The sequence below is a fragment of the Martinezella lusitana genome (assembly GCF_016901135.1).
Taxonomy (GTDB): domain Bacteria; phylum Pseudomonadota; class Alphaproteobacteria; order Rhizobiales; family Rhizobiaceae; genus Rhizobium; species Rhizobium lusitanum_D.
The window spans coordinates 62,502-76,431 of the sequence record NZ_JAFEVL010000066.1 but is presented as its reverse complement, the minus strand read 5'-3'; the positions used below and the strand labels follow the sequence as shown (position 1 = coordinate 76,431).

The 13,930-nt window shown below is 60.7% G+C and carries 16 protein-coding genes, 1 tRNA gene and 1 pseudogene; 3 read left to right on the top strand and 15 right to left on the bottom strand.

The features are described from left to right. Positions 1-34: 34 nt before the first annotated feature. Both rsfS and JTP94_RS28465 read right to left on the bottom strand, forming a co-directional pair. Positions 35-477, bottom strand: a pseudogene (gene rsfS / locus JTP94_RS28470) (ribosome silencing factor). A gap of 164 nt (positions 478-641) precedes the next feature. After that, positions 642-941, bottom strand: coding sequence for a DUF1330 domain-containing protein (locus JTP94_RS28465; RefSeq protein ID WP_204853785.1), 300 nt, complete (start codon positions 939-941; stop codon positions 642-644). Positions 942-1,116: 175 nt separating this feature from the next. On the opposite strand from JTP94_RS28465, the gene JTP94_RS28460 reads away from it, so the two are divergent. Next, positions 1,117-1,500: a winged helix-turn-helix domain-containing protein gene (locus tag JTP94_RS28460; protein WP_204853784.1), complete on the top strand. Its 384-nt coding sequence runs from the start codon at positions 1,117-1,119 to the stop codon at positions 1,498-1,500. Positions 1,501-1,507: 7 nt separating this feature from the next. Here the strand turns inward: JTP94_RS28460 and modC are convergent, their stop codons facing one another. From modC to rplU, 11 genes are all read right to left on the bottom strand, one after another. Then, the gene (gene modC / locus JTP94_RS28455) at positions 1,508-2,581 is read right to left on the bottom strand and encodes a molybdenum ABC transporter ATP-binding protein (protein WP_204853783.1); all 1,074 of its coding nucleotides are present in this window, start codon (positions 2,579-2,581) and stop codon (positions 1,508-1,510) included. Next, complete coding sequence (modB, locus tag JTP94_RS28450; RefSeq protein ID WP_204853782.1) at positions 2,578-3,279, bottom strand: molybdate ABC transporter permease subunit; 702 nt, start codon at positions 3,277-3,279, stop codon at positions 2,578-2,580. The genes modC and modB overlap by 4 nt, the downstream gene beginning before the upstream one ends. 88 nt (positions 3,280-3,367) lie before the next feature. Beyond that, a complete protein-coding gene (modA, locus tag JTP94_RS28445) occupies positions 3,368-4,165 on the bottom strand; it encodes a molybdate ABC transporter substrate-binding protein (RefSeq protein ID WP_204853781.1) in 798 nt (265 codons plus the stop codon). Positions 4,166-4,724: 559 nt separating this feature from the next. Continuing rightward, positions 4,725-5,306, bottom strand: coding sequence for a nicotinate-nucleotide adenylyltransferase (locus JTP94_RS28440; RefSeq protein WP_234903911.1), 582 nt, complete (start codon positions 5,304-5,306; stop codon positions 4,725-4,727). Positions 5,307-5,343: 37 nt separating this feature from the next. Beyond that, a complete protein-coding gene (locus JTP94_RS28435; RefSeq protein ID WP_204853780.1) occupies positions 5,344-6,627 on the bottom strand; it encodes a glutamate-5-semialdehyde dehydrogenase in 1,284 nt (427 codons plus the stop codon). Beyond that, positions 6,620-7,789, bottom strand: coding sequence for a glutamate 5-kinase (gene proB / locus JTP94_RS28430; protein ID WP_204853779.1), 1,170 nt, complete (start codon positions 7,787-7,789; stop codon positions 6,620-6,622). Before proB ends, JTP94_RS28435 begins: the two co-directional genes overlap by 8 nt. After that, the gene (obgE, locus tag JTP94_RS28425; protein WP_204853778.1) at positions 7,786-8,868 is read right to left on the bottom strand and encodes a GTPase ObgE; all 1,083 of its coding nucleotides are present in this window, start codon (positions 8,866-8,868) and stop codon (positions 7,786-7,788) included. The genes proB and obgE overlap by 4 nt, the downstream gene beginning before the upstream one ends. A 269-nt stretch (positions 8,869-9,137) precedes the next feature. Continuing rightward, positions 9,138-9,725 (bottom strand): GNAT family N-acetyltransferase, encoded by a 588-nt coding sequence (locus tag JTP94_RS28420; RefSeq protein WP_204853777.1) that lies wholly within the window; start codon positions 9,723-9,725, stop codon positions 9,138-9,140. After that, complete coding sequence (locus tag JTP94_RS28415; protein WP_204853776.1) at positions 9,722-10,357, bottom strand: GNAT family N-acetyltransferase; 636 nt, start codon at positions 10,355-10,357, stop codon at positions 9,722-9,724. Before JTP94_RS28415 ends, JTP94_RS28420 begins: the two co-directional genes overlap by 4 nt. A 128-nt stretch (positions 10,358-10,485) precedes the next feature. Beyond that, positions 10,486-10,755, bottom strand: a complete 270-nt coding sequence (gene rpmA, locus JTP94_RS28410) for a 50S ribosomal protein L27 (RefSeq protein WP_034481233.1) — start codon at positions 10,753-10,755, stop codon at positions 10,486-10,488. Positions 10,756-10,787: 32 nt separating this feature from the next. Beyond that, the gene (gene rplU / locus JTP94_RS28405) at positions 10,788-11,105 is read right to left on the bottom strand and encodes a 50S ribosomal protein L21 (RefSeq protein WP_034510937.1); all 318 of its coding nucleotides are present in this window, start codon (positions 11,103-11,105) and stop codon (positions 10,788-10,790) included. Between the two features lie 305 nt (positions 11,106-11,410). Here rplU and JTP94_RS28400 point away from each other — a divergent pair. Beyond that, a tRNA-Ser gene (locus tag JTP94_RS28400) sits at positions 11,411-11,500 on the top strand. Between the two features lie 64 nt (positions 11,501-11,564). On the opposite strand, the gene JTP94_RS28395 is transcribed toward JTP94_RS28400, so the two are convergent. Next, positions 11,565-11,960 carry a cupin domain-containing protein gene (locus tag JTP94_RS28395; RefSeq protein ID WP_204853775.1) on the bottom strand — a complete coding sequence of 132 codons (396 nt, stop codon included), beginning with the start codon at positions 11,958-11,960 and terminating at the stop codon, positions 11,565-11,567. 215 nt (positions 11,961-12,175) lie between these two features. Further along, complete coding sequence (locus JTP94_RS28390; RefSeq protein WP_312038196.1) at positions 12,176-13,096, bottom strand: alpha/beta fold hydrolase; 921 nt, start codon at positions 13,094-13,096, stop codon at positions 12,176-12,178. 159 nt (positions 13,097-13,255) lie between these two features. Here JTP94_RS28390 and JTP94_RS28385 point away from each other — a divergent pair, with 159 nt between their 5' ends. Continuing rightward, the gene (locus JTP94_RS28385) at positions 13,256-13,717 is read left to right on the top strand and encodes a winged helix-turn-helix transcriptional regulator (RefSeq protein ID WP_246755394.1); all 462 of its coding nucleotides are present in this window, start codon (positions 13,256-13,258) and stop codon (positions 13,715-13,717) included. Positions 13,718-13,930 lie beyond the last annotated feature (213 nt).

The following is a 13,930-nucleotide window of genomic DNA, read 5'->3' as shown; positions in this document are numbered from 1 at the left end:
CCAACCGGGGCCGGGAACAGCGCCCTTGGATCGGCTAGTGCAGCGTGCCTTCGTCGAGGTCAGGCGCGGCCCACATCTTCTCGATGTTGTAGAACTCGCGAATCTCGGGACGGAAGACGTGAATGATGATGTCGCCGGTGTCGATCAACACCCAGTCGCCGCCATCCAGACCTTCGACGCGGGCATTGCCGAAGCCCTCGTCCTTGAGGTCGGTCATGACATGGTCGGCAATCGCCAGGACATGGCGGCTCGAGCGACCGGAGACGACGACCATATGGTCTCCAAGCGCGGATTTGCCAGCAATGTCGATGGTAACGATATTTTCGGCCTTGGAGTCCTCGAGGCTTGCGAGGACGGCTTGCAGGGCGCGGGCAGCGGCATCGGCGCCACGTTCCGAGCTCTTCGGGATAACGACAGGCGTTCTCCCCTTGGCGTGTACTGTTGTCAGTGCTCTTCCTTCCTTGAGTAACAGAACATGCTCATACGCGATCTGAGTCGATCACGCTACAAAGATAGGCATCAAAGCATTAAGGTTTCAAGACGCAGGCGGTCATCTATCGGCTGCAAAGACAAGGATTTGTATCAAAACCCCGTGCATTCGCACCATATATGGGCAAATGATCACTTTGGCGGCTGCGTCGTCAGCCTTCCTGGCCTATTCCGTCGACAAGAATGAGGTTTCGGCTCAGAGCCTGATCGCGAACTTCGAGAGCAAACGCGTATTCCGGAGAACGATACCAAGTTCTCGCCCGTTCGATGTCCGGAAACTCCACGACGATGATCGCTCGCGGCGTCCAGTTTCCTTCCAGCTGTTCGATCGGGCCGCCACGGACCAGATAACGGCCTCCATATTGGGCTATGGAGGCAGCGGCGCGGGTCCGGTAGGTCTGAAAGGCGTCGGCATCCTTGGCGGTGACATCGGAGATGATATAGGCTGACATCGTTTTTCCAATCCGTATGCAAAACGCAGTTTTTCGTTGCCGATATTGTCGGCATCGATGCGTCATGGAGCTGAAGATCAGATAGGCCCGTGCCGTCGCTTGTCCATTCCAGCCGCCATGTACAGGCGCGCGAAGGCCGCGTATACACGAAGGCAGACCACAACGCCCAGATGCCATGACCGACACTCCGCAGCCATCGTTGAAGCCTATTCTCCGCATCAGTTTTTCTGGGCAGGATCGGCTCGGGCGCGGCAAGATGGAACTTCTCGAGCATATTCGGGAAACCGGCTCGATTTCGGCCGCCGGCCGCGCCATGGATATGTCCTATCGCCGGGCCTGGCTGCTCATCAGCGAATTGAACCATATGTTCCGGGAGCCGGTCGTCGAATCGCAGCGCGGTGGCCAGAAGGGCGGCGGTGCTGCCCTTACTCCGTTCGGCGAAGAATTGTTGCAGCGCTTTCGCGGCATGGAAACGACCCTGCGCGCGGCGATAGCCGCCGATCTACAGTGGCTCGAAGCCAATCGCAGTCAGGCGGAGGCTTCGTCCGAGAAGTCTTGATCAATCCCTATTGCTCAAGCGCCACGGTCTTGATGACCGCATGGACCGGCAGGCCGATCCGCAGACCTAGCCGCTCGGCCGAGAACTGCGTGATGCGGGCAAGCACGATATCGCCGCCGCAATCGACCTTCACCTCCACGGTTCCATCGGCTGCCGCGCCGATATCGCGCACCTCGCCTTCGAGAATATTCAGTGCGCTGAGGCCTTCGGGCCTGGCTGTCGCCAGCATGACATCGCGAGCGGGGATATGGACACGCACCGTCTTGCCGATAGCGGCCGCCTGGCCGGGTACGAAGAGCTTCGCCGCCTTCAGGGCGACGACGGTCAGGCGATGCCGATCCTCTATATGCTCGACGCAGCCTTCTAGCAGCACGCCGGCTTCGCGCCGGTCGATCGCCAGCGGGCCGGAAAGCTGGCTGAAGATATCGAGGGCGGGGCCGATCGTCTCCACCTTGCCGTCGCGCATGACGACGACGCGGTTGGCCAGCCGCGCCACCTCGGCGATAGAGTGGCTGACATAGATGATCGGTATCTTCGTCTCGTCGCGCAGTCGTTCGAGATAGGGAAGGATTTCCGCCTTTCGCGCTTCATCGAGTGCGGCCAGCGGTTCGTCCATCAATAGCAACCGTGGCGAAGAGAGGAGTGCGCGGCCGATCGCGACGCGCTGTTTCTCGCCGCCGGAGAGCTTGGTCGGCCTGCGATCGAGCAGCGCGGCGATGCCGAGGAGATCGACCACCCCGTCAAAGCTTTCGCTGCGCTCGTTCTTAGGCGCGAACCAGCGGCCGTAGTTGAGGTTCTGCCGCACGGACAGATGCGGGAACAGGCGCGCCTCCTGAAAGACATAGCCGAAGCGGCGGCGGTGGCGCGGAACGAACACCTGCCTGTCGGTATCGGCAAGGACGCTGTCGTCAAGGCTGACGCGGCCATGATCGGGCCGGATGAGGCCGGCGATGATGCGGATGATCGAGGTCTTGCCCGAGCCGGAACGGCCGAAAAGGGCTGTCACGCCGCCGTCGGAGGTGAACGCGGCTTCAAGCGAGAAAGTGCCCAGGCGATGGCGGATGTCGACAGAGAGCGTCATTCGAAATCCACCCTCCTGCCGGCGAGATAGGCGAGGAATTCCGAGGCGAGCAAGGCGGCCATGGAAATGACGATGGCGACGATCGTCAGCCGCATTGCACCGGCATCGCCGCCCGGCACCTGGGTGAAGGTATAGATGGCCGAAGACAGGGTCTGCGTCTCGCCTGGAATATTGGAGACGAAGGTGATGGTGGCGCCGAACTCGCCCATGGCCTTGGCGAAGGACAGGATCATGCCGGCGATGATGCCGGGCAGGATCAGCGGCAGGGTCACGGTCAGGAACGTCCATATGGGGTTGGCGCCCAAGGTGCCGGCCGCCTCCTCGAGCTTGCGGTCGACGGCTTCGATCGACAGGCGGATGCTTCTGACCATCAGCGGAAAGCCCATGACGCCGCAGGCGAGTGCGGCGCCCGTCCAGCGGAACGAGAAGACGATGCCGAGATATTGCTCGAGTAGCGAGCCGATCGGCCCCTTGCGACCGAAGAGGATGAGAAGGATGAAGCCGGTCACAACAGGCGGCAGGATCAGCGGCATGTGGATAATGCCGTTCAGGATCGATTTGCCCCAGAACCTGCCGCGTGCGAGCAGATACGCGGCTGCGATGCCGAGGGGCAGGCTGACCAGCATGGCGACAATGGAAACGCGCAGGCTCAGCTCGATGGCCGTCCATTCATCGCTGCTCAAACCCAATGCGTCCAAATCCCGCCCCTTAAAACATCTCAAGCCCGCCATGGGTCGGCGAGCCTGGATCATTGAACTCCTAATGCCTGATATGCGGTGTGAATGCTCACCGCTTCAGGATCGTGAAGCCCTCGTGCTCGAAGAACGGAACAGCCTTAGCCGATTTCAGATAGTCGAAATAGGCTTGCACATCCGGATTGGTGCTGTTGCTGGTAATTGCGATCGGATAGACGATCGGCGGGTGGCTGTCTGCCGGGAAGGTGCCGACGACGGCAACGCCCGGATCGGCTGAAACGTCGGTCTGATAGACGATGCCGTAGGGTGCCTCGCCGCGCGAAACCAGAGCGAGTGCCGCACGCACGCTTTCAGCGCCGGCGACCTTCTTTTCAACCGAAGCCCAGACGCCGAGCTTTTCAAGCGCTGCCTTGCCGTATTTGCCGGCCGGCACCGATTCCGGCTGGCCGATCGCCAGGCGACCGTCGCCGAGAAGGCCGGCCAGATCTAGGCCATGCTTGATCTCGACCGGCTTGGCCTTTTCCTTGGCGGCGACGAGAACGAGCTTATTGCCGAGGAGGTTGGTGCGGCTGTCGTCCTTGATCAATTTCTTGCCCGCGACATAGTCCATCCAGTTGGTGTCGGCGGAAATGAAGACATCGGCGGGGGCGCCGTTTTCAAGCTGCTTGGCGAGCGGCCCGCTCGCGGCGTAGGAAACGGTAACTTCCTTGCCCGTCTCCTTGGTGAAGGCGGCATCGGCATTGTCGAGCGCGTTTTTCATGCTGGCGGCAGCAAAAACCACGATCTTGTCGGCGGCGAGTGCCGGCGTTGGATTGACCGAGAGGCCGAGCCACGCGGCGGAAAGGGCGGCGGTTGCAAGTTTGATCCATCGGCGTCGGCTGGTGGCCATCTTATTTCTCCCCAAAGATGTCGACATGTTTTGAGAGATATAACGACACGCGAAGCTTGGCTAGGGATGTATCTCGAAAAATATATCGCATTGTTGCTACGTAACCCCACGAATTTTATGGGTTTTCTTTCCAAAGGCGCATATGAGGGAATTTTGCTACGTCAAAAACGCATGACTGGATTCGCCCAGTGGTTTGGCGAACGCTCACGAAACAAGACGTAACGTTACGAACCGTGGGTTCTGACGCTTTTCCGCTCCCGCTTCTGGAGCTGGGGTGACGTTAAAAAATCAGACAATTTGAAAAAGAAGCGTTTTTTGGGCAGGAAGTTTTCAGAGTTATGCGATTAGTGCATTGCTGCAATGCGCAATCGTCCATTTATCAATCGGCAAAATCTGCTAAAACTGAATCATCGAAACGGCAATCTCCTCCTCCCAATGCCTTTCGATATGGATCAGTAACTATCCTCCTCCCAGTTGCTGATCAGGTTTGAAAGCCCGACGGATCCTCCTCCCCCGTCGGGCTTTTCACTTTTTGGGGTCTTCCTGAAAATTCAGTGAATTATTGTGCCGCGCGCAGGGCTGTCGAGCTGAGCGCCGAACGCGGTCCGTGGATGAAGGTCCAGGCTGGAGCACGCTTTTTCCAAAGCACCCGGGCATCATCCTCGTCGACGCGGGCGTAGTGAAACGTCTTTGCCATCTTGGCGGAGAGGTAGGACAGCGTCGATCCCGGCCGGTCGATGACGGCGATCGGGAAGGTGCGGGCGATCTCCTCCCATTTCTGCCAGCGATGGAACGTATTGAGGCTGTCGGCGCCCATGATCCAGATGAAATGCACCCGGCTGTTGCGGGCTTTCACGTGAGCCAGGGTATCGGCCGTGTAGTTCATGCCGAGCGCCTGCTCGAATGCCGTCACCTTGATGCGCGGATCGCGGGCAACCATTTCGCTGAGCGCGATACGTTCGGCAAGCGGCGCAAGATGATTGTGATTCTTCAGTGGGTTGCCCGGTGTCACCATCCACCAGAGCTGATCGAGGCCGAGCCGGCGAATGGCGATCTCGGCCACAAGCGCGTGGCCGCGGTGCGGCGGGTTGAACGAGCCGCCGAAAAGACCGACCACCATGCCGCGCTCGGCATGGGGCATGCGCAGATAGCGTTGATCGATCTCTTCTCTCAGCACGTCAGGGCCGTATCTGTCCGGTGCCGCGCACGCGGTATTTAAAGGATGTGAGCTGTTCGACGCCGACCGGCCCGCGGGCATGCATCTTTCCCGTGGCGATGCCGATTTCGGCGCCCATGCCGAATTCGCCGCCATCGGCGAATTGCGTCGAGGCATTGTGCAAAAGGATCGCCGAATCGATCTCGGTGAAGAAGCGCTCGACGACATCAGGATCTTCGGCAATGACGGCTTCGGTATGGTTGGACGAATATTTGCCGATATGGGCAATGGCGCCGGAAATGCCGTCGACGAGCGCAACGGAGATGATCGCCGCCAGATATTCCGTCGTCCAGTCTTCCTCGGTTGCCGCTTTCAGGTCGGGCACGAGCTGCAGCACCTCGGCGGAGCCGCGAATTTCGCAGCCTGCTTCGGTAAGCCCGTCGAGCAGCGGCTTCAGATGGGTAGAGGCGACCTTCGAATCGACCAGCAGCGTTTCGGCCGCGCCGCAGATGCCGGTGCGCCGCATCTTGGCGTTGACGACAATCAATTTCGCCATGTCGAGATCGGCCGAAGCATCGATATAGATGTGGCAAAGGCCTTCGAGATGGGCAAAGACCGGCACGCGCGCCTCTGTCTGCACGCGCGCGACCAGGCTCTTGCCGCCGCGCGGCACGATGACGTCGATATTGCCTTCGAGGCCCCGCAGCATGGCGCCGACGGCGGCGCGGTCGCTGACCGGCACGAGCTGGATGGCATGTTCCGGCAGGCCTGCGACCTTCAACCCTTCAACCAGGCAGTCGTGGATCGCCTGCGACGAACGGCGCGAATCGCTGCCGCAGCGCAGGATCACGGCATTGCCTGCCTTGAGGCAGAGCGCGCCGGCATCGGCTGTTACGTTCGGCCGGCTTTCGAAGATGACGCCGATGACGCCGAGCGGGGTGCGGACGCGCTCGATCTTCAGCCCGTTCGGACGGTCCCAGGCGGCGATGACCTCGCCCACCGGATCCGGCAAAGCGGCGATGGCGCGAATGCCCTCGGCCATCTCGGCGACGCGCTTGTCGTTCAGCGTCAGGCGATCGACGAAGGAGGCGAGCATATCCGTACCCTCGACATCCTTCAAATCCTTGGCGTTCTCGGCAAGGATATGATCCTTGCCGGCCAGAATGGCGTCTGCCATGGCGCTCAACGCTTTGTTCTTGCTCTCTGTCGAGGCGAAAGCCAACGGTCGCGACGCAGCCCGGGCCTTGCGGCCGATATCGTTCATCAGCGCTTCGATGTCGGGGCTTTGTGCGACAGTATCAAGCATGGGCTTCATCCTTCTTCAACTTCTCGGCCTTCGTCTTGACGGACGCGGTCATGACGAGGTCGTCGCGGTGCACCATGGCGGCGCGGCCGGCATAGCCGAGGATAGCCTCGATCTCCGCCGACTTGCGGCCGGTGATCTGGCGCGCCTCCTCGGCGTCGTAGCCGGCGAGGCCCCGGGCGATTTCGCGGCCCGAAGGGCCGATCACGGCCACGGTATCGCCGCGGCCGAAATGGCCGGCGACCTTGCGCACGCCGGCGGGCAGCAGGCTCTTGCCGGCGCCGAGCGCGGTCACCGCGCCCTCGTCGACATGCAGCTCGCCAGCCGGCTGCAGCTGTCCGGCGATCCAGGTCTTGCGGGCGGTGACGGGCGTGCCCGAAGGTGCAAACCAGGACGAGCGAGCGCCGTTCTCAATGGCATTCAATGGGTGATCGGTCTTGCCGGAGGCGATGATCATGGCGCAGCCGGCGCCGGTGGCGATCTTGCCGGCATCGATCTTGGTGCGCATGCCGCCGCGCGACAATTCGGATGCGGCGCCGCCGGCCATGGCCTCGATATCAGGCGTGATCTCGGCAATCGTATCGAGGAATTGTGCCTGCGGATCGAGATGCGGCGGGGCGGTATAGAGCCCGTCAATGTCTGACAGTAGCACCAGAAGGTCGGCGCCGGTCATGGTGGCGACCCGGGCGGCGAGACGATCATTGTCGCCATAGCGGATTTCGCTGGTCGCGACCGTGTCGTTCTCGTTGATGATCGGCACGGCGCCGATCTTCAGCAGCTGGTTGATCGTGGCGCGGGCGTTCAGATAGCGGCGGCGCTCTTCCGTGTCGCCGAGCGTCAGCAGGATCTGGCCGGCGACGATATTGTCATGCGACAGGCTTTCGGACCAGGCGCGGGCGAGCGAAATCTGTCCGACGGCTGCGGCGGCCTGGCTTTCTTCCAGCTTCAGGGCGCCGGAGGGCAGGTCGAGCACTGAACGGCCGAGCGCGATGGCGCCGGATGAGACGACGAGGACGTCGATGCCCTTGGCTTTCAGGGCGGCGATGTCGGCACACATGCCGTCGAGCCAGGATTTCTTCAGGCCGGTCTTGCGATCGACGAGAAGAGCCGAGCCAATCTTGATGACGATCCGGCGATAGCGGTCGAGCGGCTTGCGGGCGGTCATCCCTGCTGATCCTCGTCCACATCGTCGGAACTCTGCAGGTCGCGATGGCGTATCTTATGCGTTTTTGCCGGCCTGTCGGCCTCACCCGTATTGGCTTCGACGATGACGTCGCGCAGCGCGCGCAGCACTTCGGTCATGCCGCGGCCGGTGATGGCGGAGATCTGGAAGGGCGTCTTGCCGCAGGCTCGTGCCAGCTCGCGCGTTTTCTTCTTCAGCGTTTCCTCGTCCACCACATCGATCTGCGATAGCGCGACGATTTCAGGTTTGTCGGTTATGTTGTTGCCGTAAGCTTCAAGCTCGTGCTTGACCGTCTTGTAGGCCTTGCCGACCTTCTCTTCCTGGGCGGAGACGAGATGCAGCAGCACGCGCGTGCGCTCGACATGGCCGAGAAAGCGGTCGCCGATGCCGACGCCTTCATGCGCGCCTTCGATCAAGCCGGGAATGTCGGCCAGCACGAATTCCTGGCCATCGATGGTGGCGACGCCGAGATTGGGATGCAGCGTCGTGAATGGATAGTTGGCTATCTTCGGCCGTGCACGGCTGACAGAGGCGAGAAAAGTCGATTTGCCTGCATTCGGCAGACCGACGAGGCCGGCATCGGCAATCAGCTTCAGCCGCAGCCAGATGGTCTTTTCTTCGCCCGGCAGACCAGGATTGGCCCAATCCGGCGCCTGGTTGGTCGAGGATTTGAAATAGGCGTTGCCGAAGCCGCCATTTCCGCCTGGCGCCAGGCGAAAGCGTTGGCCCTCCTGCGTGATGTCGCAGATCAGGGTTTCCCCGTCTTCTTCGAAGATCTGCGTTCCCACAGGCACCTTCAGCGTTACGTCTTCGCCCTTGGCGCCGGCGCGGTTCCGGCCCATGCCATGCGTGCCGATCGTCGCCTTGAAATGCTGCTGATAGCGGAAGTCGATCAGCGTGTTGAGGCCGTTGACCGCCTCGACCCAGACGTCGCCGCCTCGGCCGCCATCGCCGCCATCTGGTCCGCCGAACTCGATGAACTTCTCGCGCCGGAACGAGACGCTGCCCGCACCGCCGTCGCCTGAGCGAATATAGACTTTTGCTTCATCGAGAAATTTCATCTTACGTCCGTCACCCGGTGTCGGCGCATATCCCTTCGGATCGAATGGGATTTAGAAAAGCCTATGCGCTCTTTAATCGATTTCAGCCGCCTTTTGCGCATCCATAAGGACGCATCGAGCGGCCATTTACCCGTCATGTCGCCTTCGATATAGGCGCTTCGGGCTGAGGTCAAAGAATATCGTGCGGTCGACCTGTCATAACATGAAGAACAGCGCGATTGGTGTGGCGCTATCGCCGGCCGGGCCGGCGATAGCTGGTTTTCAGGGCTTCACGCCGCCTGCGAGAGCCGCAGCGCGCCCGGCTTCAGCACGGTTTCGATATGCGGAACCATGGTGTTGCGGGCAAAGCTGTAGATCTCCGAGCATCCGGTGATCTCGAAGCCGAGCTTCTGCTGCAGCTTCAAGGATGCCGGATTATCGGCGAAGGCGCCGGAATGGACGGCGACCTCGGGCATGCGGCGGGCAAAGCGTTCCAAGGCAGCCTTCACCGCCTCGGTCATGATGCCGCGCCGCCAGTAGTAGCGGTTCAGCCAGTAGCCGAGATGCCACCGGCCGTGCCGGAGCTCGACGGCGACGCAGCCGATATGGGCATCGTCCCCCTCGGTGATGGCCAGTTGCCAATCGATACCCAGGCCGGAAGTGTGCTGGACCAGCCAGTCCAGCGCATCCTGCCGGTCATAGGGCGCGGGCACGCGGGCCAGCATGCGAGTGACGGCGAAATCGGAAAGCGATTCCGCAATCGCGTCCGCATCGCTGAGCCGGTGCGGGCGCAACGTCAGCCGTCCGGTCTGGATGACCGGCGACGGGCCTGGCATCAGGATCCTGTCATTGCGGCGGTTGAGAGCGAGCGCGTTCATCTCAGACCTCCCCAGCTACGCAACGATATCCAGGTCTTCCGGTCGAGCCTGTACCATTCGACCGGCACGGTGCTGCCGAGCGCCAGGGAAGCGGCAAGGCCGGACCCCTGGAACTGGAAGCCGCACTTCTGCACGACCCGTCTCGAGGCGACGTTCATGACCCGGCAACGGGCGTCGATCTGGCCGACGTTTTCGCGCGTGCGGAAGACCATGTCGATCAGGGCATGGGCGGCTTCCGTCGTATAGCCCTGGTTCCAGTGCGGTTCGCCCAGCCAGTAGCCGATCTCGACGGTGCGTGGATCGGCGGTCGGCTCGACGCCGCAGCATCCGAGAAAGGCGCCGTTATCGGCTTTGGTAATCGCATAGACGCACTTGCCAATCTCGCCAAGCTTCGTGCGTCGCACGAAATCGGCGGCATCATTGGTCGTATACGGGTGCGGCATGCGCGATACCATAGTGGCGACATTGGCGTTGTTGGCGAGATGGGCAAGGGCGTCGATGTCTTCTTCGTGGGGCGCGCGCAGAACGAGCCTTTCCGACAGTAAGACAGGGCAATCGGTCCTTAACCGCTCCGGCCTCAGCCGCTCTTCGGGAGACCTTGATTGGTCTTCCCTTAACAATTCGCCTTGCATGGTTCAGTCCTCCTTGGTTGAGGGTAAAGAAAAAGGGGAGATGGCGCCCCATCTCCCCTTTTTTCTGAACTGAACCTGATGCGGTCAGCCGGGTCGATGAGACGCCGGCTGTTTTAAAGCGCTTCCGGCTATTCCGCTGCTTCCGCTTTCGGCATTACAGACACGTACACGCGGCCATTGGCCTTCGTACGGTAGTTCACGTTGCCCGCGGTAAGCGCAAAAATCGTGTGATCCTTGCCGAGACCAACGTTGGTGCCCGGATGCCACTGCGTGCCGCGCTGACGCACGATAATGTTGCCTGCGATGACGTTCTCGCCGCCGAACTTCTTCACGCCAAGGCGCTTGGATTCGGAATCGCGACCGTTGCGCGACGAACCGCCAGCTTTTTTGTGTGCCATTGGAGTTCTCCTTTAAACCCTGATCCCGTTACTTACTTGGCAGCCACGATGTCCGTGATGCGGACGACCGTGTGATGCTGGCGATGGCCGCGCGAACGCTTCGAGTTCTGACGACGGCGCTTCTTGAAGGCGATGACCTTCTTGCCGCGGTTGTGCTCGACCACTTCGGCCTTGACGGAAGCGCCCTTGACGAAGGGAGCACCAATCGCAGCGTCGGCGCCTTCGCCGATAACGAGGACTTCGGTGAATTCTACGATGTCGCCGGCGGTGACTTCCAGCTTCTCGATGGTCAGCACGTCGTCGGCTGCCACACGGTACTGCTTACCGCCGGTCTTGATGACTGCGAACATTTTTTATCCTTTCATGTTCGTTCCGGCTCTCTTGCCAACAAGGACAAGCGGCCGTCTTTTTATCAGTCGAAACTTAGCAGGGATTCCAAAGGCTTGAGGCCCTCAAGAAGATCTGCCGGTGAAACCTTGCGCAAAGCAAGGCGGCAAGGCGCGGACTTATCCACACCTATTGCGTCGCACGGGATATATAAGCCCCCCTGATCTGTCAAGGCAAAAGGATGAAAAGCTTTCATATTCGCCCTTGCCATCCCCCCCGTCTCTCGCTATGAGAACGCCCGCGCTCAAACGCGCCGACCAGCATAACCGGAGAGGTGGCAGAGTGGTCGAATGCACCGCACTCGAAATGCGGCATGCCTGCAAGGGCATCGTGGGTTCAAATCCCACCCTCTCCGCCATATTGGGCCTTGGTTGCCCATGTTTCCCAGATCGCTTGCTAGATAAAAACGGTCTTGAGATTCGTCAGTTTTCCGGAAAACGATAGACCACGTCCGCAAAAGAGCCGGTCGGGAAGACGTAGAAAAACTTCAGGTTTGCGCCTGATTCGTTGCGGATGCCGTGTTCGGCGTTGCCGGGAATGAAGACTGTCGTGCCGGGCTTGACCGTGGTTTCCTGCCCGTCGATCCGTACGATGCCGGTTCCCTCGAAGACGAAATAGATCTCCGACGGGTCGTGCCGGTGCGGCTTGAGCTCGCCGCCGGGGACAAGTTCCGCAATGCCGGCACTCAAGCTGTCGGTGGGGGTGATGTCGCTGCTCAGCAGCGTGTGCCAGGATATGCGGCCATGGACCGGGTCGTCCCATCCGTCGCGCGGGCGCTCTTCGGCCGTGGTGATAACTGCTTGCGATCGTTTTGTCATTTTGCCTCAAAACGGTGTTTCAGCAACAAGCCGAAACGGTGTCATAACGGCAGCGAATGTCAATTGGTCAGGCCCCGGAATCCGCGTCTTCCGGCGTGGCGCTCGGGAAGATCCGTCTCGGTATTCCTTGAGATTTGGGCGCGGATAACCCCGCGAGCATCAGGAGCGGGAAGGCTCTCTCGTTCCTTCGTTTCGGATTTTATCTCGAATGGCGCTCAGGTCTGACGAACGAAGTCCGAGATGAAGCCCGCAACCACATCCGGGGCATCCTCGAAGCAATAATGCCCGATGCCCGCGAGGCGCCTGACGGGGGCCTTGGGGAAAATCGCGGAGAAGAGCGGCAGGAAATGGTCTGCGTGGAGGGTGATGTCTGCTTCTCCCCATATTGCAAGAGCAGGCTTGCCGCGGATGGCGCGGTCGGCCGCGAGGGCGGGCGTTTCGAACCTATGGGTGCCTGTTGCGAAGCCCTTCGCCCAGCCAAGCGCACCCAGACAATCAGCCGGGCTTGCGAACGGGGCGCCATAGGCGGCAATCCATGTGTTGGTGATAATTGTGTTGTTCTCGAAGCCGTTGAGTTTGAGGGTGCTCAGGATATTGAAGCCGAGATGCTGCAGCACGGGCTCCAGCGTGCCGTTTGCATGCGCGCCGGAGATCCACTGGAACCATGGTGATACGCCCGCATTTGCTGTGAGACGATCGAGAATATCCGCCTGGCCGAATGGCGTCGGTCCGTTGGCCGAGATGATGCGGCGGATACGGTCCGGATGACGGGCGGCGAGGCCCATGCCGACAGGGCCGCCGAAATCATGCATGACGAGGGTGATATCGGTGAGGCCGAGCGCAAGCACGAAGGCCTCGAGATTATCGATATGGTCCTGCAGCCAATAGCTACGGTCGGCTGGCGTCTCGCTCTTGCCGAAACCCATGTGGTCGGGGACGACCACGCGATGCGTCTCACTCAAAGCCGGAATGAGGTGACGGAAGAGATAGCCCCAGGTCGGCTCGCCATGAAGGCAGAGGATGACCTCGCCGTCGTGCGGTCCTTCATCGACGTAATGCATGCGGAAACCTGGTGCATCGGTGAAATGGGGTGCGAAGGGGAATGTGCCGGCGAAAGTCGCATCGGAAGGAATCACGGTTGCTCTCCTAATGTGGTTTTAGTTTGAAACCACTATTTCGTACCGCTTGTGGTTTTAGTTTGCAACCGATATATTGGTGAGGCGTAGTGGCGGCACTTGTGCATGCCTACAGCGCGGTATCACCAGAATGCAGGAATGGAGCGCAGGCAGGTCGCGATGGCTAAAAGAGTAAGTCACAGGGATTCCATGTGCGGAATTGCCCGGCCATTGGATGCGATCGGCGACTGGTGGTCGCTGCTGATCATCCGCGATGCCTTCGACGGCCTGCGCCGTTTCGGCGAATTCCAAAAGAGCCTGGGGCTCGCGAAGAACATTCTTTCGGCCCGGCTGCGCAATCTCGTCGCGCACGGCATCATGGAGACTGTGCCGGCATCGGATGGCAGTCCCTATCAGGAATATGTGCTGACCGAGAAGGGGCGCGGCCTGTTTCCGCTTCTCGTCGCGCTTCGCCAATGGGGAGAGGAATTCTTCTTCGAGCGGGAAGAGCCGCATGTGATGCTGGTCGACAAGCAGACTGGCCTGCCGGTGCGACGACTGGAACTGCGCGCGCAAGACGGGCGCATGCTCAGCGTGGAGGATACCATGGTGCTTCCACCGCCCAGTCTCGCTCGAACGTAAAAGACACAGAACTAAGCCGGCAAATGGCTAGCCGGCAATAGCGCCTCGATCTACGCGGCGGTCAGACCGCATCGACGCAAAAGCGCGAGGAAGGCCCGGCAATGTTTGCCGCCGCCCGCATCGGCCGATCTGTTCTCTGATGTCCATAGTTCGGCCACGACCGAACTATTCATGCTTCTCTTCGGCTACACTGCGGCTCTCAAAGGAGAGTTT

Bases quoted from the DNA above. Each gene is read 5' to 3' on its own strand.
- obgE (WP_204853778.1), bottom strand. From the start codon at position 8,868: ATGAAATTTCTCGATGAAGCAAAAGTCTATATTCGCTCAGGCGACGGC.
- JTP94_RS28435 (WP_204853780.1), bottom strand. From the start codon at position 6,627: ATGCTTGATACTGTCGCACAAAGCCCCGACATCGAAGCGCTGATGAAC.
- JTP94_RS28440 (WP_234903911.1), bottom strand. From the start codon at position 5,306: ATGCCCCATGCCGAGCGCGGCATGGTGGTCGGTCTTTTCGGCGGCTCG.
- modA (WP_204853781.1), bottom strand. From the start codon at position 4,165: ATGGCCACCAGCCGACGCCGATGGATCAAACTTGCAACCGCCGCCCTT.
- JTP94_RS28385 (WP_246755394.1), top strand. From the start codon at position 13,256: ATGGCTAAAAGAGTAAGTCACAGGGATTCCATGTGCGGAATTGCCCGG.
- modC (WP_204853783.1), bottom strand. From the start codon at position 2,581: ATGACGCTCTCTGTCGACATCCGCCATCGCCTGGGCACTTTCTCGCTT.
- JTP94_RS28420 (WP_204853777.1), bottom strand. From the start codon at position 9,725: ATGAACGCGCTCGCTCTCAACCGCCGCAATGACAGGATCCTGATGCCA.
- JTP94_RS28415 (WP_204853776.1), bottom strand. From the start codon at position 10,357: ATGCAAGGCGAATTGTTAAGGGAAGACCAATCAAGGTCTCCCGAAGAG.
- proB (WP_204853779.1), bottom strand. From the start codon at position 7,789: ATGACCGCCCGCAAGCCGCTCGACCGCTATCGCCGGATCGTCATCAAG.
- JTP94_RS28465 (WP_204853785.1), bottom strand. From the start codon at position 941: ATGTCAGCCTATATCATCTCCGATGTCACCGCCAAGGATGCCGACGCC.
- JTP94_RS28395 (WP_204853775.1), bottom strand. From the start codon at position 11,960: ATGACAAAACGATCGCAAGCAGTTATCACCACGGCCGAAGAGCGCCCG.
- rpmA (WP_034481233.1), bottom strand. From the start codon at position 10,755: ATGGCACACAAAAAAGCTGGCGGTTCGTCGCGCAACGGTCGCGATTCC.
- JTP94_RS28460 (WP_204853784.1), top strand. From the start codon at position 1,117: ATGACCGACACTCCGCAGCCATCGTTGAAGCCTATTCTCCGCATCAGT.
- rplU (WP_034510937.1), bottom strand. From the start codon at position 11,105: ATGTTCGCAGTCATCAAGACCGGCGGTAAGCAGTACCGTGTGGCAGCC.